Annotated in this window: 23 protein-coding genes; 6 read left to right on the top strand and 17 right to left on the bottom strand. The window is 70.3% G+C overall.

The window, feature by feature from the left end; genetic code table 11:
* Positions 1 to 13: 13 nt before the first annotated feature.
* Entirely contained in the window at positions 14 to 1,525 is a 1,512-nt protein-coding gene (locus ACTMTF_RS21735; RefSeq protein WP_441112337.1) for a penicillin-binding transpeptidase domain-containing protein, read from the bottom strand.
* A 69-nt stretch (positions 1,526 to 1,594) separates the two neighbouring features.
* Here ACTMTF_RS21735 and ACTMTF_RS21740 point away from each other — a divergent pair, with 69 nt between their 5' ends.
* Entirely contained in the window at positions 1,595 to 2,416 is an 822-nt protein-coding gene (locus tag ACTMTF_RS21740) for a spermidine synthase (protein WP_441112490.1), read from the top strand.
* 60 nt (positions 2,417 to 2,476) lie between these two features.
* Here ACTMTF_RS21740 and ACTMTF_RS21745 read toward each other — a convergent pair whose 3' ends face one another.
* On the bottom strand, positions 2,477 to 2,872 hold the full coding sequence (locus ACTMTF_RS21745) for a helix-turn-helix transcriptional regulator (RefSeq protein ID WP_441112338.1): 396 nt from the start codon (positions 2,870 to 2,872) through the stop codon (positions 2,477 to 2,479).
* A gap of 151 nt (positions 2,873 to 3,023) precedes the next feature.
* Here ACTMTF_RS21745 and ACTMTF_RS21750 point away from each other — a divergent pair, with 151 nt between their 5' ends.
* A complete protein-coding gene (locus ACTMTF_RS21750) occupies positions 3,024 to 3,989 on the top strand; it encodes a pirin family protein (protein WP_441112339.1) in 966 nt (321 codons plus the stop codon).
* Positions 3,990 to 4,091: 102 nt separating this feature from the next.
* On the opposite strand, the gene ACTMTF_RS21755 is transcribed toward ACTMTF_RS21750, so the two are convergent.
* From ACTMTF_RS21755 to ACTMTF_RS21785, 7 genes are all read right to left on the bottom strand, one after another.
* Positions 4,092 to 4,625, bottom strand: a complete 534-nt coding sequence (locus ACTMTF_RS21755; RefSeq protein WP_441112340.1) for a hypothetical protein — start codon at positions 4,623 to 4,625, stop codon at positions 4,092 to 4,094.
* 74 nt (positions 4,626 to 4,699) lie between these two features.
* Positions 4,700 to 4,975, bottom strand: a complete 276-nt coding sequence (locus tag ACTMTF_RS21760) for a 4a-hydroxytetrahydrobiopterin dehydratase (protein WP_441112341.1) — start codon at positions 4,973 to 4,975, stop codon at positions 4,700 to 4,702.
* Positions 4,976 to 4,984: 9 nt separating this feature from the next.
* Positions 4,985 to 5,839, bottom strand: coding sequence for a carbohydrate ABC transporter permease (locus ACTMTF_RS21765; protein WP_441112342.1), 855 nt, complete (start codon positions 5,837 to 5,839; stop codon positions 4,985 to 4,987).
* 1 nt (position 5,840) lies between these two features.
* Positions 5,841 to 6,755, bottom strand: coding sequence for a carbohydrate ABC transporter permease (locus tag ACTMTF_RS21770; protein ID WP_441112343.1), 915 nt, complete (start codon positions 6,753 to 6,755; stop codon positions 5,841 to 5,843).
* Positions 6,756 to 6,758: 3 nt separating this feature from the next.
* Positions 6,759 to 8,198: an N-acetylglucosamine/diacetylchitobiose ABC transporter substrate-binding protein gene (ngcE, locus tag ACTMTF_RS21775; RefSeq protein WP_441112344.1), complete on the bottom strand. Its 1,440-nt coding sequence runs from the start codon at positions 8,196 to 8,198 to the stop codon at positions 6,759 to 6,761.
* 139 nt (positions 8,199 to 8,337) lie between these two features.
* Positions 8,338 to 9,021: an SDR family oxidoreductase gene (locus ACTMTF_RS21780; protein WP_441112345.1), complete on the bottom strand. Its 684-nt coding sequence runs from the start codon at positions 9,019 to 9,021 to the stop codon at positions 8,338 to 8,340.
* 93 nt (positions 9,022 to 9,114) lie between these two features.
* Positions 9,115 to 10,143, bottom strand: coding sequence for an alcohol dehydrogenase catalytic domain-containing protein (locus ACTMTF_RS21785; RefSeq protein ID WP_441112346.1), 1,029 nt, complete (start codon positions 10,141 to 10,143; stop codon positions 9,115 to 9,117).
* A 112-nt stretch (positions 10,144 to 10,255) separates the two neighbouring features.
* Here ACTMTF_RS21785 and ACTMTF_RS21790 point away from each other — a divergent pair, with 112 nt between their 5' ends.
* Positions 10,256 to 10,834 carry a TetR family transcriptional regulator C-terminal domain-containing protein gene (locus ACTMTF_RS21790; RefSeq protein ID WP_441112347.1) on the top strand — a complete coding sequence of 193 codons (579 nt, stop codon included), beginning with the start codon at positions 10,256 to 10,258 and terminating at the stop codon, positions 10,832 to 10,834.
* A gap of 22 nt (positions 10,835 to 10,856) precedes the next feature.
* Here ACTMTF_RS21790 and ACTMTF_RS21795 read toward each other — a convergent pair whose 3' ends face one another.
* Positions 10,857 to 11,330: an RrF2 family transcriptional regulator gene (locus ACTMTF_RS21795; protein ID WP_441112348.1), complete on the bottom strand. Its 474-nt coding sequence runs from the start codon at positions 11,328 to 11,330 to the stop codon at positions 10,857 to 10,859.
* Positions 11,331 to 11,400: 70 nt separating this feature from the next.
* Between ACTMTF_RS21795 and ACTMTF_RS21800 the strand changes: the two genes are divergently transcribed.
* Entirely contained in the window at positions 11,401 to 12,246 is an 846-nt protein-coding gene (locus ACTMTF_RS21800; RefSeq protein ID WP_441112349.1) for an SDR family oxidoreductase, read from the top strand.
* Here ACTMTF_RS21800 and ACTMTF_RS21805 read toward each other — a convergent pair.
* Complete coding sequence (locus ACTMTF_RS21805; protein WP_441112350.1) at positions 12,172 to 12,882, bottom strand: LysR family substrate-binding domain-containing protein; 711 nt, start codon at positions 12,880 to 12,882, stop codon at positions 12,172 to 12,174. The genes ACTMTF_RS21800 and ACTMTF_RS21805 overlap by 75 nt on opposite strands.
* A gap of 20 nt (positions 12,883 to 12,902) precedes the next feature.
* On the opposite strand from ACTMTF_RS21805, the gene ACTMTF_RS21810 reads away from it, so the two are divergent.
* A complete protein-coding gene (locus ACTMTF_RS21810) occupies positions 12,903 to 13,184 on the top strand; it encodes a cupin domain-containing protein (protein WP_441112491.1) in 282 nt (93 codons plus the stop codon).
* 17 nt (positions 13,185 to 13,201) lie between these two features.
* On the opposite strand, the gene ACTMTF_RS21815 is transcribed toward ACTMTF_RS21810, so the two are convergent.
* Both ACTMTF_RS21815 and ACTMTF_RS21820 read right to left on the bottom strand, forming a co-directional pair.
* Positions 13,202 to 14,416, bottom strand: a complete 1,215-nt coding sequence (locus tag ACTMTF_RS21815) for an aminotransferase class III-fold pyridoxal phosphate-dependent enzyme (protein WP_441112351.1) — start codon at positions 14,414 to 14,416, stop codon at positions 13,202 to 13,204.
* 25 nt (positions 14,417 to 14,441) lie between these two features.
* Complete coding sequence (locus ACTMTF_RS21820; protein ID WP_441112352.1) at positions 14,442 to 15,359, bottom strand: carbohydrate kinase family protein; 918 nt, start codon at positions 15,357 to 15,359, stop codon at positions 14,442 to 14,444.
* A gap of 67 nt (positions 15,360 to 15,426) precedes the next feature.
* Here ACTMTF_RS21820 and ACTMTF_RS21825 point away from each other — a divergent pair, with 67 nt between their 5' ends.
* Positions 15,427 to 16,011, top strand: a complete 585-nt coding sequence (locus ACTMTF_RS21825; RefSeq protein ID WP_441112353.1) for a TetR/AcrR family transcriptional regulator — start codon at positions 15,427 to 15,429, stop codon at positions 16,009 to 16,011.
* Positions 16,012 to 16,014: 3 nt separating this feature from the next.
* Here the strand turns inward: ACTMTF_RS21825 and ACTMTF_RS21830 are convergent, their stop codons facing one another.
* The 4 genes from ACTMTF_RS21830 to ACTMTF_RS21845 are packed head-to-tail and all read right to left on the bottom strand — an operon-like array spanning position 16,015 to position 21,245.
* Positions 16,015 to 18,123 carry a glycoside hydrolase family 2 protein gene (locus ACTMTF_RS21830; RefSeq protein ID WP_441112354.1) on the bottom strand — a complete coding sequence of 703 codons (2,109 nt, stop codon included), beginning with the start codon at positions 18,121 to 18,123 and terminating at the stop codon, positions 16,015 to 16,017.
* 55 nt (positions 18,124 to 18,178) lie between these two features.
* Complete coding sequence (locus tag ACTMTF_RS21835; protein ID WP_441112355.1) at positions 18,179 to 19,021, bottom strand: carbohydrate ABC transporter permease; 843 nt, start codon at positions 19,019 to 19,021, stop codon at positions 18,179 to 18,181.
* Positions 19,018 to 19,884, bottom strand: coding sequence for a carbohydrate ABC transporter permease (locus ACTMTF_RS21840; RefSeq protein WP_397004667.1), 867 nt, complete (start codon positions 19,882 to 19,884; stop codon positions 19,018 to 19,020). The genes ACTMTF_RS21835 and ACTMTF_RS21840 overlap by 4 nt, the downstream gene beginning before the upstream one ends.
* A complete protein-coding gene (locus ACTMTF_RS21845; protein WP_441112356.1) occupies positions 19,881 to 21,245 on the bottom strand; it encodes an ABC transporter substrate-binding protein in 1,365 nt (454 codons plus the stop codon). The genes ACTMTF_RS21840 and ACTMTF_RS21845 overlap by 4 nt, the downstream gene beginning before the upstream one ends.
* Positions 21,246 to 21,333 lie beyond the last annotated feature (88 nt).

Consider the following 21,333-nt stretch of genomic DNA (forward strand, 5'->3'; position numbering starts at 1 on the left):
ACGGTACCGTAGGTTAGAGCCCCTTGAGGAAGCGGGTGGCGATCGGCACGGCCGCCGAGCCGCCGGATCCACCGTGCCGCACGAAGACGCAGAAGGCCAGGTCGTCGCGGTAGCCGACGAACCAGCCATGTGATCGCCGGCCCTCCACCTCGGCCGTTCCGGTCTTACCGGACACCCCGTCGGGCAGTCCGCCGCCGCTGGCCGTGCCGTGCGCCACGACGGCCCGCATCATCTCGCGCAGCTTGGCCACCACGCCCTGGTCCAGCTCGACCGGCGGGGACGGCTCGCCGTCGATGCGGCGTACCTGCTTGTCCGACAGCAGGCGGGGCGAGCGCCAGGTGCCGTCCTGCACCGCGGCGGCGATCGCGGCCATGCAGAGCGGGCTGGCGACGACCGTGCCCTGGCCGATGGCGTTCGAGCCGAACCAGTCGGCGTCCGCGGGGTCCTCGATGATGCCGCACACGCCCTGCGCGCCGGTCCGCATCGGCCTGCCGAACCCCCACTCGTGCGCGGTCTCGCGCAGGTCCTGGCGTTGAAGGCGGGTGAGCGCCTGCTCGACGAAGGTGGTGTTGCAGGAGTAGGCGAAGGCGTCGGTGAAGGAGACCAGGCCGCGATCCGCCCCGCCGTCGTTGGTGAAGGCCCGCCGCTCCGGGAAGCTGTACGTGGCCGGGCAGGGCACCTGGGCGGCCGGTTCGAGCCCGGCCTTCATCAGGGCGGCGGCGGTGATCATCTTGAACGTCGATCCCGGGGGGAAGAGGTCGTGGAAGGCGCTGTAGTTCTCCTCCAGCCTGTCGGCCACCGCGAGCACCTCACCGGTGGCGGGCCTCAGCACGACGATCGCCGAGTCCTCCACCCCGTCCAGTGACCGGGCGGCGGCGGCCTGGACGGAGCTGGACAGTGTGGTGCGCTCCACGTCGGGCTTGGGCTCGGCCGTCATGACCCGCTGCTCCGGCCGGCCCGGCGCCTTCGCCACCAGCGCCCACCCCGCGTTGTCCTCGTCCAGCTCCGGCCGCAGCCGCGCCAGGATGGACTCGGCGTAACTGTTGTTGGGGATCTTGTGGCCTTCCCTGGTGAGCAGCTCGACCGGGGGCCCGTCGAAGTCCACGACCTCCACCGTCCCGCCGTCCTTGAGCAGCGGGTGGAGCGTCTCCGGCGTCCACAGCACCTTCCACTGCCGATTCCGTACGGCCAGCCGCAGCGTGCTGTCGAACGGCCAGGCGCCGAAGGTCTCCAGTGTCCTGCTTCCGCTGAAGGGCACCTCCGCCGTCTCGTCGCCGGTGGCCTTGATCGTCCCTGGCCGCAGCTCCAGGCTCTCGACACCGAGTTGGGCGCTCATCGACAGGTGGCGGGCGCGGAAGTCGCCGGGCGGCTCGTGCACCAGGCCGGCCATGGCGTCGACGTTCCCCGCGCGCCAGGCCGTGAAGTACGCGGCCGAGGTCTCTGCGGCGCTGCCCTTGACACCGCCGGCGGCCGCGACCGCGAAGGCGACCGCCCCGAATACCGCCGCAACCGCGCTAACGAGCACAATCAACCTTCGACGTCGCATACGGTTCTCCCAGGAGGGATCAACGTGGCACGTGGACAGCGAGAGCCGATGCCCGGGCAATATCCGGTGACCTTCGGCGAGGTCGAGCTGCTCCGGGATCTTGATAGGCAGGACGGCTGGGTGCTGTCCAAGGATGGCGTACCTCAGTCATATATTGACCTACAAGACCCGACATTTCTTGAATTCGAGTACGTACGCCTCATGGCGGATGTCATCGACCTGCTGGACGAGGGGCCGCTGAGCTGTGTGCACGTGGGGGGCGGCGCCTGCACCATCCCGCGCTACGTCGCGACCACCCGCCCCGGCTCCCGGCACATCGTCATCGAGCCCGACGGGCTGCTCATCAACCTGGTGCGCGAGCAACTCGACCTGCGCTCGGTGCCGCGCCTGAAGGTGATCGTGGCCGGCGGCCGCGAGGGCACCGCCAAGGTCTGGGACGACACGGCCGACCTGGTGGTCCTGGACGCCTTCATGGGCGCCACGATGCCGGTGGAGCTGGCCACGACCGAATACCTGGGCGACCTCGCCAGAGTGCTGCGGCCCTCGGGCACTCTGCTGATCAACCTGGCCGACGGCAAGGGACTGGCCTTCGCCAGGCGCCTGCTGGCCACCGTCACCGGCACGTTCGGACACGTGGCGCTGCTGGCCGAGCCGGGCGTCATGCGCGGCCGGCGCTTCGGCAACCTCATCGTCGCCGCCTCGCGCACCGAGCTGCCCCTCGACCTGCTCACCCGCCGTGCCGCCGGCGGCCTCACCCAGGCCAGGTGCGTGCACGGCACGGCGCTGACGAACTTCATCGCCGGTGCGGCGCCCATCAAGGACGGCGACGCGGTCCTCGCGCCGGTGCCGCCGCCCGCCGTCTTCGGATAGCGCCGTCTCCGGTCTGTGCCGTCTTAGGTCAGGGCCGTCTTAGGTCAGGGCCGTCTTCGGTCAGGGCCGCAGGTAGGCCAGCACCGCCGCCACCCTGCGGTGCACGTCGGCGCTGTTCTCCAGGCCGAGCTCGGTGAAGATGGAGTTGACGTTCTTCCCCACCGACGACACCGACAGGTGCAGCGCCCTGGCGATGGCGCCGTTGGACCTGCCGTGGGCCATCTCGCGCAGCACGTCACGCTCGCGCGTGGTGAGCGCCTCGTGCTCGCCCCGCACGTCGTGCCGGTCGGCCAGCGTCGCCGGCCCACGACGCGCACCGGCGCCGAACCCTTTGCCGTCGTCGACCACCGCCACGCTCAGCCGACCGGCCGCCCTGTCCAGCCGTACCTCTATCGTGGTCGCCTCGGCGTGCTTGAGCGCGTTGGCGTCCGACGACGGCCGGACCTTCGTCGTCACCGTGATGGGCGTCGACCCCGCCAAGACGCACGACGCCGGGAAGCTCGGCCAGGAGTTCGCGGCGCTGGTGCGAGGGGGGTTCGCGCTCGCCAGGAATAGTTGAAACATAAACTTGGTTGTCCCCGGCACCTGAAGCCGGAAGGAGCCCGACATGCCCGCCGTAACCGTCGAAAACCCGCTCACCCTCCCCCTGCTGCCCGAGCCCGCACCGGGCACCCTCCAGCGCAAGGTGCTCGCCGTGGAGTCCGCGCCGAGCGGGTTCGAGGGCGAGGGCTTCCCCGTGCGGCGGGCGCTCGCCGCGATCAAGCCCGCCTACCTGGACCCGTTCGTGATGATGGACCAGATGGGTGAGGTCGACTACGCGGCCGGTGAGCCCAAGGGCACCCCCTGGCACCCGCACCGCGGCTTCGAGACCGTCACGTACATGATCGACGGCGTGATGGACCACCTCGACTCCAACGGCGGCGGTGGCACCATCACCAACGGCGACACGCAGTGGATGACCGCCGGGGCCGGGATCCTGCACAAGGAGGCGCCGCCGGAGTGGCTCGTGCAGCAGGGCGGGCTGTTCCACGGCATCCAGCTGTGGGTGAACCTGCCGGGCGCCAAGAAGATGACCGCCCCGAAATATCAGGACATCCGGAGCTCCAGCGTCGCGCTGCTCGGCAGCCACGACGGCGGCGCGCTGGTACGGCTCATCGCGGGCGACCTGGCGGGCCACAGCGGCCCCGGCAGCACGCAGACGCCCATCGCCCTGCTGCACGCCACCGTCAGCCCCGGTGCCCGGCTCGCCCTGCCCTGGCGCAAGGACTTCAACGCGCTGGCCTACGTGCTGTCGGGCAGCGGGACGGTCGGAGCCGACAACCGTCCGCTGAAGAGCGGTCAGCTCGCGGTCTTCAACGGCTTCGGCAATCGCCCGGGGCTCAGCACGGACGGCGAGTTCATCACGATCTCCGCCACGGAGAAACTGGAGGTCGTCGTGCTGGGCGGCGAGCCGATCGGTGAGCCGGTGGCCCACTACGGCCCGTTCGTCATGAACACCCAGGCGGAGCTCGCCCAGGCCATGGAGGACTTCCAGAAGGGCAGGCTCGGCACCATCCCGGCCGGGCACGCGTAACCGGTGAGAGGCCCGCGCGGCAGTGACCGCGCGGGCCCCGTTGCCGTTGCCGTTGCCGCCGGTGCCGCCGGTGTCGTCGTCAACCTCGTCGGCAGGCGAGGATCACTTGAGCGTCAGGCAGGCGGCGCGGTCTCCGGCCGCGCCGATGTCGGGGCCCGAGGTCGTGGTGGGCTTGGCGTGCACGATGAGCGACCTGGGCAGCCTGGCCGAGTCGAGAACCCAGTCGTTGCGCGCGGTGGAATGGCCCGCCCCCGAGGCGTCCGTGGTGAAGTCGAGCCAGACCTCGCTGGCGGCGCTCACCTGGCCGGGCACATGCTGGTAGTGCGGGCCGGCGTCCTCGCCCTTGGGACCGCAGGGCTTGGTGTGCAGGTGGGCGCCGTAGGTCCGCTCCGGCCGGAAGCCCTCGACCACCAGGGACGTGAGCGTCCGGCCGGCGGTGGACTCGGCGGTGAGGTTGGCCTGGGCGCCGACGGGCACCAGCTTGCGGTCGTAGGTGATGGCGTCGGGGCCGCTGGTGGTGAACTCACCGCTCCCCTTGAGCATGATGCCGTCCTGTGCCGCCGGATGCGCGAGCTGTGCCGGAGCGCCGGAGCAGCCCGCCGCGAACAGGGCGAGCAGAAGTGCGGGCAGGCGCATGTGAACCCCTCAGGAGCACGAGCCCGTACGAACGCGGACTCTCGGGGCACCTACTCTATAGAGTAGCCGCTCGGCTACGCATCGTATTCGGCCGCGATGGCGTCGATTCGTGCGGCGAGGGTGAAGTCGAGCTCGGTCAGGCCGCCCTGGTCGTGCGTGGTGAGCGCCAGGTGCAGCTCCCGCCACCGGATGTCGATGTCGGGATGGTGGTTGAGCTCCTCGGCCCGGACCGCGATCTCGTCGACGATCCGGATGGCCGTGGGAAAGTCGGGGGCGGTGATCGTGCGGCGGATCTCGTCGCCTTCGCGCCGCCATCCGGGCAGCTCGCGCAGCTTCTGCTCGACGTCCATGCGGCAACGTTACTTCAACGTCCCGGCGCCGAGCCCGGACTGGATCTGGCGCTGGAAGATGATGTAGACGAACAGCACGGGCAGGATCGCCATGCTGAGCGCCGCGAACAGGCCCGGCCAGTCGGCCTCGTAGCCGGCCAGGGTGGAGATGTTGGCGATGCCCTGGGTGATGACCCAGTCCTCCTGGTCGCGGGCGAGCAGCACCAGTGGCAGCAGATACTGGTTCCACTGGCCGAGCACGTTGAAGATGGTGATGCTGACCAGGCCGGGCCTGGCCATGGGCACCATGATCTGGAAGAACGTGCGGGTGTGCGAGGCGCCGTCGATCCTGGCGGCCTCGGCCACCGCCTCCGGCAGCGTCCTGAAGAACGCGGCCAGGAAGAAGATCGTGAACGGCATCGAGTAGGCGATGTAGACCAGGATCAGCCCCGCGTGCGTGTACAGCAGGCCCAGCTGGTCGACCACCAGGAACAGCGGTCCCAGCGCCAGGAAGACGGGGAAGGCCATGCCGGCCACGAAGAAGTAGTAGATGAGCCGGTTGCCGGGGAAGCGGTAGCGCGCCAGCACGTAGGCCGCCATCGAGCCGAACAGCATCGTGCCCAGCGTGCCGAAGAAGACCACCACGACCGTGTTGAGCAGATACTGCCCGATGTGCGCCTTGTCCCAGGCTCTGCCCCACGAGTCGAGGCGCAGCGCGCCGGGCAGTTGCAGCGCGTCGCCGAAGAGCTCGGCGTTGCTCTTGAACGACGCCAGGAACGTCCACAGCAGCGGCGCGATGATCAGCAGCGCCCAGATGAACAGCGCCACATGGGACAGCCCGCCGAGCACACTGGGCCGGGGCTTGCCCTGACGAGGCGAGGCCATATCAGAACTCGATCCTTTCGCGCCGGGTGGTGCGCAGCGTCAGCACCGCGAACGTCACCGTGAGGAAGAACAGCGCCACCCCCATCGCCGACGCGTAGCCGTAGTCGGTGTAGCTGAAGGCGGTCTTCCAGATCTGCACGGGCAGCACGCTCGTCGTCCCGTCGGGCTCCCCCTTGTCCCCCACGAGGACCTGGATCAGGGCGAACCCGTCGAACGCGGCGATTCCCAGATAGACCCAGCCCACTTGGACGGTGTCCCGCAGCAGGGGCAGCGTGATGGAGAAGAAGAGCCTGAACCGCCCCGCGCCGTCCAGCGCCGCCGCCTCGAAGTAGTCCTTCGGAATCGCCGCCATCCCAGCCGAGAACAGCACCACGTAGAACCCGACCGCCTGCCAGACCATCACCGCGATGATCGACCACAGGGCCAGGTCCGGCTCCACCAGCCAGCCGACGGGGTCGAGGCCCAGTTTGATCAGCAGCCCGTTGACGACGCCGTACTCGTCCGGCCGGTAGATGGCCCGGAACAGCACCCCGACCACCGCCACGGCGAGCACCTGGGGGAAGAAGAACACCACCCGGTAGAACCTCGACCCCCAGATCCCCTTCATGCCCGCGCCGCTGGACCCGCCGCCCAGGTTGAGCAGGTAGGAGAAGAACAGGGCGATGACGATGGTCAGGATCGGCAGGACGAGCAGGATGAGCCCGTGGTTGCGCAGGGCCTGCCAGAAGTCCTGGTCCGCCAGCAGCTCGGCGAAGTTCTCCAGCCCCACGTACGTGAGCTCACTGGCGTAGCCGTCCCAGTCCGTCAGCGAGATCTGGAACGCCTGAACGTACGGACTGATCACGAAGACCGAGTAGAGGGCGAGGGGAACGAGGAGGAATCCGGCGACGAATCCGTACCTGCGCAGCCGCTCCATCGGCTACTGGCTCCGGATCTGCTTGGAGACCGAGGAGTCCTTCTTGATCTCGTCGGCCCTCTTCTGCAGGTTCGCGCAGAACTCCTCCGGGGTGATCCGGCCGGCCATGACCCGGTTGACCTGCTCGGTGGCCTGGTCGAACAGCTCCTTGTACCAGCCTTCGAAGCGGGCGTCGGTGATGATGTTCTGCCCGGCCGCGTCCTGGGCCTTGGCGGCGCTCTTCAGGGCGGCGGGCAGGTCGATCCCCTCGGCCGCGCCGTTGACGACCGTGAGGTTCTTGGTCTGCTCGGTGAAGCCGCGCGCGCCTTCCTGGGAGAGCATGATGCGCAGGTATTCGAGGCCGCCCTGCGGGTTCTCGCCCTTGGCGGCCACGATGAAGTTCTCGCCGACGCCGACCTGGATGGCGCCGTACGGCATCTTGTCGGTGGCGGTGACGTCGGGGATGGGGGCGATGGCGTACTCGAAGTCGTCCGGCTTGTCCTTGGCCATCTCGTTCTCGATCCAGGAGCCGACCGGGTAGAACAGCAGCCTGTTCTGCAGGTGCTTGACCTGGGTCTGGGTGTGATCAAGGCCGAAGTACGATTTATCGCCGTATTTGCTTTGGATGTCCACCCAGGCGGCGACCGCCTGCTTCATCGGCGCGGCGAGCCAGGCGCCGTCGACCAGATTGTCGACGTCGATGATGACCTGGTTCCCGCCGATCTTGGCGGCGGTGTAGAGGATGTTCCAGAGCTGGTAGTACGGGCCCTTCTGACCTGGATAGGCGAACAGGAGGATGCCCTCCTGCTTCGCCGTCTCCCCCAGCGCCGTGAACTCGGCCCACGTCTTCGGCAGCGCCCAGCCCTTGTCGGCGAAGAGCCTGGCGTTGTACCACAGCGCCCGGTGCGACACCGTGTAGTTGAGCACCAGGTCCTTGTCACCGATCTTGGCATTGGTGATCACGGCGGGCGTCAGCGTGTCCCGCACCTTCCTGGCCGGATCGTCGAGCGAGGGTGCGTCGAACAGCACGGACAGGTCGGCCAGGTGCCCCTGCCCGGCCAGCGCCACCAGGTCCATCGACTCCGGGCCGGAGTTGTTGACCACGTCCGGCACGTCGCCGCTGACGAAGCGAGGGCGGAGCTGGGTGCTGATCTGCTGGGTCGCGTTGTGCTTGACGGTCGCGCCGGGGAAAGCCCTCTTGTACGCCTCCTCGTGCAGATTCTTCGCGTACGCGTCGCCGTACCCGCCGCTGAAGATCGTCACCTCGAGCGGCTTGGCCGGATCGACGCCGAACGGGTTCTTCCCGTCGGCGGAGGCGGCGAGCGACGTGGCGGGTGCGGCCGACGATCCGCCGCCCGCGGTGGCGCAGGCGCTCAGCAGGCCCGCGCTGGGACCGGCGGCGAGCGCGGTGATGCCGATCCGGCGCAGCAACTGGCGTCGGGTGATCTCTCCCGGGTTGGACATGGGGGGCTCCTGAAGAGAGGACTGATTAGGAAAGTTTCCTAATCATGGGCCCGAACGTATGAACGCCCGCCGATGCCCGTCAAGAGGCCCCCATGGAGACGTGACCTTGCCGTGATGTCCAACCCGGCTCCGCCGTCGCTCAGCCCGCCGGCGAGGACGCCAGATCGCGCTTCACGGTGCGGGTCAGTTCGTCCGCGAGGATCTCCGGCGCGCCCGACTCGACCGCTTCCAGCGCGGCGGTCGCGACCGTGGCCGGGTCGGTCTTGTCCTCCGGAGCGACGAACGCGGCCATGGCGGTGTCCATGTACCCGACGTGCAGGGCGGTCACCTGAATGCCCTTGGGAGCCAGCTCACCGCGCACCGCGTCCGTCATCGCCCAGCTCGCGGCCTTCGCGGCACTGTAGGCGCCGGAGCTCGGCAGGTGCAGCCAGGACAGGATGGACAACACATTGAGGATCGCGCCGCCGCCGTTCGCCTCGATGATCGGTGCGAAGGCGCGCGTCACGCCAAGGGTGCCGAAATAGTGGGTCTCCATCTCCAGGCGGATCTGATCCAGATCGCCGGTGAGGAGCGAGCTGCGGGTGGAGATCCCGGCGTTGTTGATCAGCAGCGTGACGTCGGCCGCGACCCGGGCAGCCTGTGCCACCGACTCCGGGTCGGTGATGTCCAGCCGCAGCGGAATCGCGCCGGGCACGTCGACCGACTCGGGGTCGCGGGCGGCGGCGTACACCTTGGCGCCGCGCTCGATGAGCTGCGTGACGAAGTGCCTGCCCAGCCCCCGGTTCCCGCCGGTCACCACTGCCACAGAACCGTTGATGTCCATGCCATGTCCTCCTTGTTTGTCACGATTCGTACCCATTAGTGCTGATTTATAGTTTTTGTCGGCTTTCTTGAGCGCCGCCTTCCGGCAGCCCGGTCAGGCCGCCGCGTCCAGGACGATGCGGAACCTGGCCCGGCCGGACATCATGCGCGCGTATGCCTCCGGCGCCCGTGACAGCGGCATGACCTCGACCATCGGGCTGATCCCGTGCCGCTCGCTGAAGGCGAGATTGTCCTCGTTCTCGATCGACGTGCCGGTGAGGCTGCCGCTGACCGATCGGGAGCCGAAGATCAGGTCCGCGGGGCTCACCGGGATGGGGTCCGGAGCCGCGCCGACGACCACCATGCGGCCGCCCGGCGCCAGACCCGCCGGCAGCGGTGCCATCGAGGCGCCGGTGGTGGCCGTCGCGACGATCAGGGCGGCGCCGCCGAGCTCTCGCAGCGCGGCCCCCGGGTCGGTCACCGAGCTGTCGATGTAATGGTCGGCGCCCAGGCTCCCGGCCGCCTCCGCCTTGGCGCCGCCCCGGGCGACGGCGGCCACCCGGTAGCCCAGCTTGGCGGCGTACTGCAGGCCGAGGTGCCCCAGGCCGCCGATGCCCTGGATCGCCACGAGCGCCCCTGGCCGGCCGTGGATCTGCTGCAGCGCCTTGAACATGGTCAGGCCGGCGCACAGCAGCGGCGCGGCCTCGACCGAGCTCACCCCCTCCGGGACGCGGACCAGCCCGCTGCTCCTGGCGAGAATCGCCTCGGCGTACCCACCGTCGGCCGTGATCCCGAGCTGCGGCTGGTCGGCGCAGTTGACGAAGTCGCCGCGCCGGCAGGGGTCGCACTCGCCGCACTGGCCGCCGAGGAAGCCCACTCCGACGCGCTCGCCGATCCGCCATCCCCGCACCTCGTCACCGATCGCGTCGATGACGCCGACGATCTCGTGGCCGGGGACCATCGGCAGGCTCGGATCGGCGCGCAGGCCCTCTGCCGCGACGGCGTCGGTGTGGCAGACCCCGCAGGCCTCGACCCGGATCCGCACCTGGCGGGCGGCCGGCTCGGGCAGCCGCCGGCTCACGAGCTCGAACTTCCGCGCTCCCGTCACCTCGAAGGCGCGGTAGGAGCCGTTCTGACTGGGCATCTTGCTCTCTTCTCTGGCTGACGACTTCTTCAATATGACCGGTCGTCTTAGATACGTCAAGTCGCTGTACGAGCATTGACAACAGGTGAGACGACCGGCCATATTGGACGCCATGGCCAGGCGGAGCATGCGCAACGAGATCGTCACGGCGGCGCTGGAGCAGTTCCACGCGCACGGCTACAACGCGGCCGGAGTCAAGACGATCACCGACGCGGCCGGCGTACCGAAGGGGTCGTTCTACAACCACTTCGACAGCAAGGAGACGCTGGCCGTCGAGGTGCTGCGTGTTTACGGCGAGGGGCGTCTCGACGAGCTGCTCAACGGCGCGGGCGAGCCGCTGGACCGCCTGCGCGCCCACTTCGGGGCCCTACGGGACGAGGTCGTACGGCGCGAGTTCACCCGGGGGTGCCTGCTGGGCAACTTCGGCGCCGAGATCGCCGACCACAGCGAGGTGATCCGGGAGACCGTCGCGGAAGGCTTCCGGCAGTGGGTCGAGGCGATCTCGACCGTCCTCGCCCAGGCTCAGCGCGGCGGCGCCGTGCGGGCCGGGCTCGACCCCGAGCTCACGGGCCGGTTCCTGCTCAACGCCTGGGAAGGCACCCTCCTCCGGGCTCGGGCGGACCACTCCGCCGAGGCCCTGGACACCTTCTTCGCCATCGCCTTCGGCCCGCTGCTCGTCGAGGGCGCCTGAGCGACTTCGCGCACGCGCGGGCCTATGCCGTTCCGGTCAGGCGGAGCCGGGTGCGGGCCGGCGCCGAGGCGGGCAGGCTGTCGAGGATGTCCGCGAGAGTGACGGCGGCGAGGCTGCGCCGCCACGCCTCGTGCGCCTGCGCCATCTTCTCAGCGAGGACGCAGGTGCGGCGACACTCCTCAGCGGGTAGCGCTCCGCGCCCTCGCCGGCGGATCTCGCGGCACTCATAGGGCGGGGACGTGCCGTCGACGGCCTCGACGAGCTGCAGGAGCGTGATCTCGGAGGCGGGCCGCGCGAGCCGGAACCCGCCCCGCGGGCCCGTGGTCGCGGCCAGCGCGCCGGCTTTGACGAGCGCCTTCAGCTGCTTGGCGAGATAGGGCGCCGGCAGGTCGTAGTACTGCGCGAGCTGTGTCGTCGACGCGCTGGCCCCCGGATCGAGCTGGGCCAGCGTCGTGGCGCAGTGCAGGACCCATTCAGTGCTCACCGGCAGCTTCACGCCCTCCAGCCTATCGTGGATATCATGGACCCGTTTAGTCCGTAATATTTTGGAGAAGAAGGAGATCATCGTGCGGATCGCCATTGCCGGATCCACCGGGAACATCGGCGCACGCACCGTCGCCGTCCTCGAACGGGACGGGCACGATGTCGTGCGCATCAGCCGCTCGCTGGGTGTGGATCTGTCGACCGGTGACGGCCTCGACGACGCCCTGGCCGGTGTCGAGGCGGTCATCGACGTGACCAACGCGTCGGCGGCCGACCGGGACGAGACGGTGGCGTACCTCGGCGGCACCACACGGAACCTGCTCGCCGCCGAGGAGCGCGCCGGGGTCCGGCACCATGTGCTGCTCTCGATCGCCGGCATCGACCGGATCGACGGCAACGCGCACTATGCCGGCAAGCGGGAGCAGGAGCGTCTCGTCGCCGCCGGGCCGGTGCCGTGGACGATCGTCCCGGCCACACAGTTCCACGACTTCGCCGAGATGGTGGCGGGCTGGACCGAGCGGGACGGCGTCGCCACCATCGCGCCGCTGCTCGTGCAGCCGATCGCGCCCGCGGACGTGGCCGTCGTTCTCGCCGAGATCGCGACAGGCGAGCCGCAGGGGCGTTACGTCGACGTCGCCGGGCCCGAGACGCAGGACCTGGTGGACATGGCCCGGCGCACCCACCGGACGCGCGGCCGCGCGGTGAAACTCGTGCCGACCTGGTCAGCGGTGTTCGGTCCCACGATGGCCGGCAACGTGCTGCTCCCCGGCGAGGGCGCCCGCATCGCCGACCACCTTCGACGAGTGGCTCGCCGAACAGCGGTGATGCCGCCCGGTCCAGCTCTCCGGCGACGTTCAGGCGCCGCCGGTCAGGGCTTTCAGCAGGTGGCGCAGGGCCGGCGTGGGCGGGCCCTGCGGAACGGCCAGTGACGTGGTCAACGTGGGGCCGGTGAGCGGGCGGACGGCGACCCGGGGGATCTCCGGCAGGCCCGCCACCTCGTAGAAGACGGTCCAGGACGCGGCGCCGACACCGATGTCGGCGAGCGTTTCCTGGAGTGTGGTGAACGGCGGCCCCGGCTGTGGCGCGACCCCCGCCGCCCGGCATGCGCCGGTGATCAGGTCGTGGAAGGGCGGGTTGGCCTCGCGCGGGGCGAGCCGCAGGGGGAGGTTCGCCAGGTCGTCGAGCCTGAGCGCTGCCGAACGGGTCAGCGGATGCTCGGCGGGCAACGCCACGTACAGCGGATCGGTCCAGATCGGGAGCAGTTCCAGGCCGGGCGCGTCGGTGAGGGCGCGGACGAGCGCCGCGTCGAGCTCGCCGTAGCGTACGGCGGTCAGCCGGGCGGGGATGGGCAGGCGGCGCGGGCGGACCTGGAGTCGCGGCGCGACGGCGGCCAGTTCGGCGAGGGTGCGGAAGACCCGGTCGCCTGGCCCCTGCACGATCCCCAGGCGGAGGACGCCATCGGTGCCCGCCCGGATGTCGGCGGCGACCTGCCGGGTGCGCTGCGCGTCGGCGAGGACGGCACGCGCCTCGGGCAGCAGGCGTTCACCCGCGCCGGAGAGGTGCACGTGCCGCACTGTCCACCGAGCTGTTCTACGTCCTGGACGGCACGATGGAGTTCGTCCTCGGTGAGGAGACGGCGACCGTCGCCAAGGGCGGGTTGGTCGTCGTGCCTCCAGGGCTGCCTCATGCGTTCGGCGCGGCGCCGGGGGTGGGCGCCGACCTGCTCGCCGTGCTGACGCCGGGCGTCGAGCGCTTCGGCTATTTCCGGCAGCTGGGACGTATCCAGCACGGACTGGGGCCCTTCGGCGGCCTGCTGCCGGAGCAGGAGCGCTACGACGTGCACTTCGTGGCCATGGCCGCGCCCTGACAACCCGCCCGGAAGGCTCAGCCGAAGTGGGCGCGGGTCTCCGCGAAGGCCAGGTCGGTGCCCTCCAGGGCGCGGGCCACGTCCTCTTCGGTGTGGGCGGCCGACATGAACCAGTTGTGCCAGGGGTGGAGGTAGACCCCGTGGCGCAGGCAGGCCTCGCTCCAGTGCAGGGCCGTCGACAGGTCGGTGTCGCCGTCGAAGCTCAGCCAGGGGATCGTCACCGGTCCCGTCTGGTTGACGGTGAAGCCGTGTGCCTTGGCCTGGGCGTACAGGCCCTCGCGCAGTTGGGTGCCGGCCCGTTCCATGGTGGCGATCCCGCCGGTGTCGCGCAGGGTCTCGATCGTGGCCTTGGCCGCCGCCATGGCGACCGCCGAGAACCAGAACGATCCGGTCGAGTACAGCGTCTGGGCGGGGCCGCGCAGCGCGTCCGTGCCGGTGACGGCGGCGATCGGGTAGCCGTTGGCCATGGCCTTGGACCACGCCGTCAGATCCGGACGGACCCCGTACTGCTCCCAGGAGCCGCGCAGGTCGATCCGGAAGCCCGCGCGCACGTCGTCGATCACCAGCGCGGCCCCGAGCCGGTCGGCCAGTGCCCGCGCGCCGCGCGCGAAGGCGGGCTCCACCAGCTCCTGGTCCTCGAACGCGTCGTGCTTGAACGGCGTCACGATGATCGCCGCCACGTCACCTTCGACGGAGGCCGCGGCGGCCTCCAGCGACTCCAGCGAGTTGTAGGCGAACTCCACCAGGTCGGCCCGCTCGTTCGGGGTCGTGCCGGCCGTGGAGGGCGTGCACCAGGGGTCGGCACCGTGGTAGGCGCCGTGCGCCATGAGGACCTTCGTCCGGCCGGTGGCCGCCCTGGCGACCATCAGCGCCTGGGTGGTGGCGTCGGTGCCGTTCTTGGAGAACATCGCCCAGTCGGCGCTCGGCACGGTGTCGACCAGCAGCTCGGCCAGCTCGACCATGACGGGACCCGGCCCGTTGAGGCAGTCGCCCTGGGCGAGCTGGCGGGCCGCCGCCTCCTCCACGCGCGGGTGCCGGTGGCCGAGCACGACGGGCCCCCAACTGCACATGAAGTCGATGTACTCGCGCCCGTCCACGTCCCACTGCCTGCACCCGTCACCTCGCGCGAAGAACTGCGGGTAGCCGGGGGCGAAGATGGCCGCGTTGAGATGCCCGTACATGCCGCCGGGCACCACCTTCATGGCCCGCGCGCGGAGATCGGCGTCTGTCATCGGAAAGCTCTCTTCCACGAGAAGGTCAGCTGAGAAGGGCCAGGGTGGCGGCGAGGTCCGTCAGGCCGGCGTCCGAGCCGAGGCCCGTGGCGACCTTCGCGGCGGCGGCCGTGCCCCAGCGGGCGGCGGTCAGCACGTCCTGGTCGTGCAGCAGGCCGGTGATGAACCCGGCGCAGTACGCGTCGCCGCAGCCGGTGGTGTCGGCCACGTCCGTCTTGAGCGCCGGCACCGTCTCGGCTCCGGCCTCGGTCACGACCAGGCTGCCGGCCGCCCCCAGGGTGACCAGCACGCCGCGGGGTCCGTCGGCCAGCAGGGCCGAGGCCGCTGCCGGTACGTCCGCCGCGCCGGTCATGAGCAGCGCCTGGGAGTCGTTCGGCAGGACGTAGTCCACATGCGGCAGGAACGCCCGCGCCATGCCGAGCAGGTCCGGCATCTCCGATAACAGGTCCATCGTCACGATGACGCCGGTGGCCCGGACGGAGTCGAGCAGGTCGAAGAAGGCCGGGTCGCCGAGGCCGAAGGTCACGTCCATGCCGCCGAGGTGGATCGCCCGCATGCCGCGCAGCGCCTCGGTGTCGAGGTCGGCGAGGGTGACGCCGAGGTTGGCGCCGGGGACGTGGAAGCTGGGACGGCCACCGTCGGGCCGGATGGGCAGGATGGAGGCCGCAGTCTGCTCACCGGCCCGGCGCGCCAGACGGGACACGTCCACGCCCCGCTTGGTCATCACCGCCACCAGGAAGTCGCCGAGCTCGTCGTCGCCGATCGCGCCCATGGAGACGACCTCGTTGCCCAGCTTGACCAGGTCGACCGCGGTCCCGGCGGCGGCGCCCGCGGCGGTCAGCCGGATCTGGTCGACCAGGACGGTGTCCTGCCCGTCGGGGATGCGCTCGACGGGCCTGGCGAGGATGTCGACGATGTGCACGCCGACCGTGGCGACGGTCATGGTCTAAATAGACAGACGTCCGAATAAAAAGTCAATATGCTGAGGCGAGCACGAGAGGGGGCCGCCGATGCCGAAGATCGTCGACCATGACGAGCGCCGGCGCGAGGTGCTGGCCGCCGCCCGCCGGGTGATCGTCAGGGACGGCATCGACGCCGCCACCACCCGCGCCATCGCCAAGGAGGCGGGCTACTCCAACGGCGTCCTGGCCCACTACTTCACCGACAAGGACGAGATCCTGCTGTCGGCGCTGCGCCAGTCGCACCAGCGCATCCGCGAGCGCCTGGCCGGCAAGGTCGACGCCGCCTCCGGGCTGGCCGCCCTGCGTGAGCTGCTGCTGGACAACCTGCCCCTCGACGCCGAGCGCACCCAGGAGACCCGCCTTGAGGTGAGCTTCTGGAGCCGCAGCCTGGCCTCCGAACGCCTGGCCGAGGTGCAGCGCGCCGAGGCGGCCGAGCTCCGGACCGCCGTACGCGACCTGCTCGGCCAGGCCGGCGCGGCGGGCGAGCTGACGACGGACCAGAGCCTCGACGACGTCACCGAGCAGCTCCTCGCCCTCGTCGACGGCCTCAGCCTGCACCTGCTCCTCTACCCCGACCGCCTGCGCCGGGCGGACCTGGAACGCCTGCTCCTCCGGTTCCTCGACCGGCTCTGACGGTCAGGGCCGGTCGTCGCCGATGACGAAGCCGGTGTGGGTGTCCACGTCCACCGCCGAGCGGGCGATCACCGCGCCGTCGCTGACCAGGGCGAGGTGCAGCCGCCCGCTCGACCAGCCGGCCGGCAGCTCGGCGCGGACCTCGGCGGGGCCGCTGAGCACGTACGGCTTGGCCTCGATCCACGGCCCCTCGACGCCCGGCGCGGCCGGTGCCGGGCCGAAGACGGGGGTCCAGGCCGCGTGCAGGCGGCCGTTGACCGGCTCGGTCCCGTGGTGCGAGACGCGGACGGGCACGGTGACCTCACGCTCCGGGCTGAGCAGGTCACGGCCGGGCGCGACCGGGACGACGTCGAGGACGAGCGCGGTGGCGGCGTTCACGTCCGCCGGGCTCACCCCGGCCAGGTCCTTGGCCCGCCGTTCGAAGTCCAGCAGGCCCGCGGACTCGTGCTCGACGTCGTACAGCTCGGTGTAGACGTAGCCGGCCAGCCGGTCGTGGCGGCGCAGCTCCTGGGTCTGCCAGCGCAGGTGCCAGGCGCGTTCGACACAGGTGAAGCCGCCGCCGTACTCGCTGTTGAGGTTCGGCAGGCCGCGCAGCGGCTGCGACGGGACGCCCGCCAGCTTCTTGCGCACCACGTAGTCGGGGCCGAGCCGGACGGGGAAGTCGTCCTGCTCGCCGTCGAGCAGCGCGGCGACCGTCCGGCCCCAGGAGGCGGCGGACTCGTCGTAGTAGTGCCAGTCGAGCAGGTCGGTCCTGACGTGCGTCCAGCCAGAGTTGTCCACTGCGGGCCTGGTCGGGTCGAGCGCCTTGAGCAGGTCGTACGCGCGCGCCGCCGCCTCCTGCTTGGCCGGGTCGCCCGGGATGTCCCAGTCCAGGCCCCATTCCTCGTTGTACAGGCCCCAGATGACGATCGCCGGGGAGTTGCCGTCACGTTCGACCATGGGCGCGATCTGCTCCTCGAACGCCGCCACCGACTCAGGCGAGAAGCGGCCGGTCGCGGCGGGTTCGGCCCACACCAGCATGCCGAGCACGTCGGCGTGGTGGACGAAGCGCGGATCCTCCAGCTTGAGGTGCTTGCGCACCAGGTTGTAGCCCGCCGCCGCGGCCAGCTCGATGTCGTGGCGCAACGCGGCGTCGTCGGGAGCGGTGATGCCGGTACGCGGCCAGTAGCCCTGGTCGAGCACGCCGCGCACGAACAGGCGGCGGCCGTTGAGGTGGAGGTCCTCGCCGATCACCTCGATCCGGCGCAGCCCGGTGTAGGCGGCGACCCGGTCGGTGCCGTCGGCGGAGACCAGCTCGGCGTCCACGTGGTAGAGGTACGGGTCCTCGGGTGACCAGAGTCGCGGCTCGGCCACGGGGAGCACGATCGGGTCCGTGGCCGTCGCGGCCTCCGAGCCCGCGACGGCGCCCGTGCCGATGACCGTGCCGATGACCGTGCCGGTGACCGCGACGGCGCCCGTGCCGGTGACCGGGAGCTCGACCGTGGTGCCCGTCTCGCGGACGGTCAGGCGCAGGGTCGCCTCCGACGGGCCCTCGACCCGGGCCGTCACCTCGATGGCGGCCAGCCCGGCGGAGGGGCGCAGCCGCAGCTCGGCCAGGTGCGTGGCGGGCCGGGCCTCCAGCCACACGCTCTGCCAGATCCCCGACGACGGGGTGAAGCACACGCCGTCGAAGTCGTCGCGCGGGATGCTGCGCTGCTTGCCGTGCGCGAGCTCCCGCTTGTCGAGCGGCGCGGAGACCCGTACCAGCACCTCCTGCTCGCCCTCGCGCAGCGCGTCGGTGATGTCGGCCTCGAACGGCGTGTAGCCGCCCCGGTGCGTGGCCACCTCGATGTCGTTCACCCACACGGTGGCCTCGTGGTGGACGGCCCCGAAGTGCAGCACCACCCGCTGTCCCGTCCAGGCGGAGGGGACGGTGATCCGGCGCCGGTACCAGGCGAGGGGCAGCCAGTGGGCCTCGATGCCCGACGCCGGGGTCTCCCAGGCGAAGGGCACGGTGATGGTGGCGGTCCAGTCCTGCTCGGTGTCGGCCCGGAAGTCCCAGTCGCCGTTCAGGCTCGACCAGGTGTGCGACCGGTCGAAGTGGGGCCGGGGGTATTCCGCACGCGGCGTCATGGTGCTCCGTTTCGTTGGGATGGCGAGGTTTCGTGGGTTTCGTGAGGATGGCGGGTCAGCCCTTGACGCTGCCCGCGAGGATGCCGTTGATGAAGTGGCGCTGCAGCAGGACGAAGATCACCAGCAGCGGCAGCATGGCGATGCTGCCGGCGGCCAGCAGCTCGCCCCAGACGGTGGCGAAGTCGGCGCCGATCCGGTTGCCGGTGATGTTCTGCGCCAGCGTGGCCAGCACCACCTGGAGCGTCTGGTGGGAGGTGTCGTTGACGGCGACGACCGGCCAGACGAAGTCGTTGTAGACGTTCATGGTGGTCAGCACGGCCAGCGCGGCCATCCCCGGCCGGATCACCGGGAGCACGACCTTGGCGAAGATGCCGAACTCGCCGGCCCCGTCCACCCGTCCGGCGTCGATCAGCTCGTCCGGGATGGCGGCGATGGTCTGCCGCATCCAGAAGATGCTGAACGCGTCGATGCTGCCCGGCAGGATCAGCGCCTGGTAGGTGTTGACCCAGCCGAGCGCGCTCATCTCCAGCAGCAGCGGGATGATCAGCACGAGCGTCGGCAGCATCAGTGTCAGCAGCACCACGCCGAACAGTGCGTTCTTGCCGGGGAAGGTGTACTTGGCGAAGGCGTAGCCGGCCAGCGGGCAGAAGAACATCGTCATCGCGCCCTTGACCGCCAGCACCAGCGCCGTGTTCGCGAACCCGGTGCCGATCGGCACGTCGGCGAACATCGCCCGATAGTTGTCCAGCGTCGGCGCGCCGATCGACAGCGGACTGGTGATGATCTCGGCGGCCGGCTTGACGGAGGAGCTGATCGCCCACCAGATCGGATACAGGAAGGCGAGGGCGAGCAGCGTCAGCAGCACGTACTGCGCGACGCCCGGTCTGGTCCGGTTCATGACACCTCGTCTTTCGGCCGCAGCAGCCTGACCGCGCCCAGCGACAGGCCGAAGACCAGCAGGACCAGCAGGAACGAGTTCGCGGCGCCGGTGCCCAGGTCGGAGGCGGCGATGTGCTCGTACAGGTAGAGGCCGGCGGTGGTGGTGGAGCCGTACGGGCCGCCCTCGGTGACCACGAACGGCTCGGCGAACATCTGGAAGACGGCCAGCGTCTGCACGACCACCAGGAACGCCATGCTCCTGCGCACCAGCGGCACGGTGATCGACCAGAACTGCCGCCACCGGGACGCGCCGTCGAGCGCGGCGGCCTCGTACACACCGCCGGGGACGGCCTGGAGGCCCGCGAGCAGGATGATGATCGCGAACCCGGTGGTCTTCCACAGGAAGAGCAGCGCCAGCGTCGGCTTGGCCCACACCGTGGACGTCAGCCACCCCACGTCGGGCAGCCCCACCAGGTTGAGCAGGTAGTTGACCGGCCCGTGGTCCTCGTCGAACACCACGATCCACACCTGCGCCATGGCCACCAGCGGGGTCACGAAGGGCGCGATGAACGCCACCCGGTACAGCCCCCGCAGCCGCAGCCTGGCGTTGGCCAGCAGCACCGCGCCGCCCAGGCCGGCCACGACCTGGATCGGCACGATGAGCACCCACATGACCGCGCTGTTGCCGAGCGAGCCCCAGAACTCCGGGCTGGTCAGCAGGTAGAGGTAGTTGTCCACGCCGACCCAGTGGGCCGCGCCCGCGCCCCGCCAGCGCATGAAGCTGAGCTGCAGCGCGTAGATCAGCGGGTAGACCCCGAACGCGGCGAAGACGACGAAGAAGGGGGCGACGAACAGGTACGGCGTCAACCGCACGGACCTCATGAGCGGTCGATCAGGTTGCGCTGGATCTTCTCGCCCGACTCGGAGATCACCTGGTCGGGCGACATCTTGCCCTCCATCAGGCGCTGGAGGTTGTTGCCCAGGTAGTCCACCGACTCGGCCCACCACCACGGGATCGGCGCGGCGGCCGGGATGGTGGCGGCGGCCTCGACGGCGACCTTCCACAGGTCCTGGCCACCGAGCGCCTCGATCGGCTCGAACAGCGGCTTGGCCGGGTCCAGCGCGGGCTTGAAGCTGGGAACCGAGGTGGACAGGCCGCCGGGGTAAATGTCGTTGGGGCCGTACACCGCGGTGTAGCCGGGCTCCTTGAAGCAGAGGAACTCGTACAGCAGCCAGGCCAGCTCGGGGTTCTTGGCCTTGGCGGGGATGACGAAGCTGCTGCCGCCCATGGCGCCGCTGCGCGCGCCGCCGGGTGTCCAGGCCGGCAGCGGCGCGGCCCGCCACTTGCCCTTGGTCTGCTTGAGCAGCTGCTGCGGCGCGAACGACCACCAGATCGCCCACGGCACGAACACCTGCTGGCCGTTGTCGAGCGTGTTGACGTCGGCCGGCTTCAGGTAGGGCGCGTGGGTGACCAGGCCGTCCTTGACCGCGGTCTCGATCCAGGTGAGGATCCGCCGGTACTCGGCGGAGTCCAGCCTCAGCTTGCCCTGGGCGTCGGTCAGGCTGGTGCCTTGCTGGTTGGCGAGCATCTCCAGCCACAGCTGGCCGAGGAAGGGGTCCTTGTCCAGGTGGATGGGCTTGGTGGCGGGATCCTTCTCCTTGACCGTCCGGGCGGCGGCCACCAGGTCGTCGTACGTGGCCAGGCCCGCCGGGTCAACCCCCGCGTCCTCCAGGATGTCCTCGCGGTACCAGAGCAGCCCGGGGTCCAGGTCCCACGGCACCCCGTAGATCTTGCCGTCCACGGTGTTGACGGACAGCTTGTAGGGCGCGGTCTGGTCGCGGTAGGGCGAGATGAGGTCGGTCAGGTCGAAGAGGTGCTCCGCCTGCCCGCTGATCTTGGCGTCGTCCCAGAAGCTGCCGTCGGGCACGCCCGTGCCACTGATCAGCGTGTTGGCCAGCTTGGCGTCGATGTCCACGGCCTGGTGGTTCACCTTGACGCCCGGGTAGGCCTCGCGGAACTTGCCGATCGCCGCGTCGAACACCTTGAACAGGTCACCCGACCGATTCCAGATCGTTATCTCGCCCTTGGCCGACGACGCCGAGGCGGTCGGTTTGGCGAGCTTGCTCGGCGCGGCGGTGGTGCCGCCGGGAGCGCACGCCGCGAGTGAGCCTGTGGCGGCGAGAGCGCCCATGCCGAGGGCTCCCTTGAGGAAACCGCGACGGGCGAGCGGGGGTGTGGACATCTTGGGACTCCTCGGCATGGCAGCTCTGCAACGATGCAGACATCATGCATACTTGTCTGCAACGATGCAAGGGCGGGTTTGGGATCTT

The organism is Nonomuraea sp. ZG12, from assembly GCF_052068115.1.
In the GTDB taxonomy this organism is placed as follows: Bacteria; Actinomycetota; Actinomycetes; order Streptosporangiales; family Streptosporangiaceae; genus Nonomuraea.

Coding starts and splice junctions, on each gene's coding strand:
- ACTMTF_RS21740 (WP_441112490.1), top strand. CDS start 1,595: ATGCCCGGGCAATATCCGGTGACCTTCGGCGAGGTCGAGCTGCTCCGG.
- ACTMTF_RS21750 (WP_441112339.1), top strand. CDS start 3,024: ATGCCCGCCGTAACCGTCGAAAACCCGCTCACCCTCCCCCTGCTGCCC.
- ACTMTF_RS21755 (WP_441112340.1), bottom strand. CDS start 4,625: ATGCGCCTGCCCGCACTTCTGCTCGCCCTGTTCGCGGCGGGCTGCTCC.
- ACTMTF_RS21760 (WP_441112341.1), bottom strand. CDS start 4,975: ATGGACGTCGAGCAGAAGCTGCGCGAGCTGCCCGGATGGCGGCGCGAA.
- ACTMTF_RS21765 (WP_441112342.1), bottom strand. CDS start 5,839: ATGGCCTCGCCTCGTCAGGGCAAGCCCCGGCCCAGTGTGCTCGGCGGG.
- ACTMTF_RS21770 (WP_441112343.1), bottom strand. CDS start 6,755: ATGGAGCGGCTGCGCAGGTACGGATTCGTCGCCGGATTCCTCCTCGTT.
- ngcE (WP_441112344.1), bottom strand. CDS start 8,198: ATGTCCAACCCGGGAGAGATCACCCGACGCCAGTTGCTGCGCCGGATC.
- ACTMTF_RS21780 (WP_441112345.1), bottom strand. CDS start 9,021: ATGGACATCAACGGTTCTGTGGCAGTGGTGACCGGCGGGAACCGGGGG.
- ACTMTF_RS21785 (WP_441112346.1), bottom strand. CDS start 10,143: ATGCCCAGTCAGAACGGCTCCTACCGCGCCTTCGAGGTGACGGGAGCG.
- ACTMTF_RS21790 (WP_441112347.1), top strand. CDS start 10,256: ATGGCCAGGCGGAGCATGCGCAACGAGATCGTCACGGCGGCGCTGGAG.
- ACTMTF_RS21815 (WP_441112351.1), bottom strand. CDS start 14,416: ATGACAGACGCCGATCTCCGCGCGCGGGCCATGAAGGTGGTGCCCGGC.
- ACTMTF_RS21820 (WP_441112352.1), bottom strand. CDS start 15,359: ATGACCGTCGCCACGGTCGGCGTGCACATCGTCGACATCCTCGCCAGG.
- ACTMTF_RS21825 (WP_441112353.1), top strand. CDS start 15,427: ATGCCGAAGATCGTCGACCATGACGAGCGCCGGCGCGAGGTGCTGGCC.
- ACTMTF_RS21830 (WP_441112354.1), bottom strand. CDS start 18,123: ATGACGCCGCGTGCGGAATACCCCCGGCCCCACTTCGACCGGTCGCAC.
- ACTMTF_RS21835 (WP_441112355.1), bottom strand. CDS start 19,021: ATGAACCGGACCAGACCGGGCGTCGCGCAGTACGTGCTGCTGACGCTG.
- ACTMTF_RS21840 (WP_397004667.1), bottom strand. CDS start 19,884: ATGAGGTCCGTGCGGTTGACGCCGTACCTGTTCGTCGCCCCCTTCTTC.
- ACTMTF_RS21845 (WP_441112356.1), bottom strand. CDS start 21,245: ATGTCCACACCCCCGCTCGCCCGTCGCGGTTTCCTCAAGGGAGCCCTC.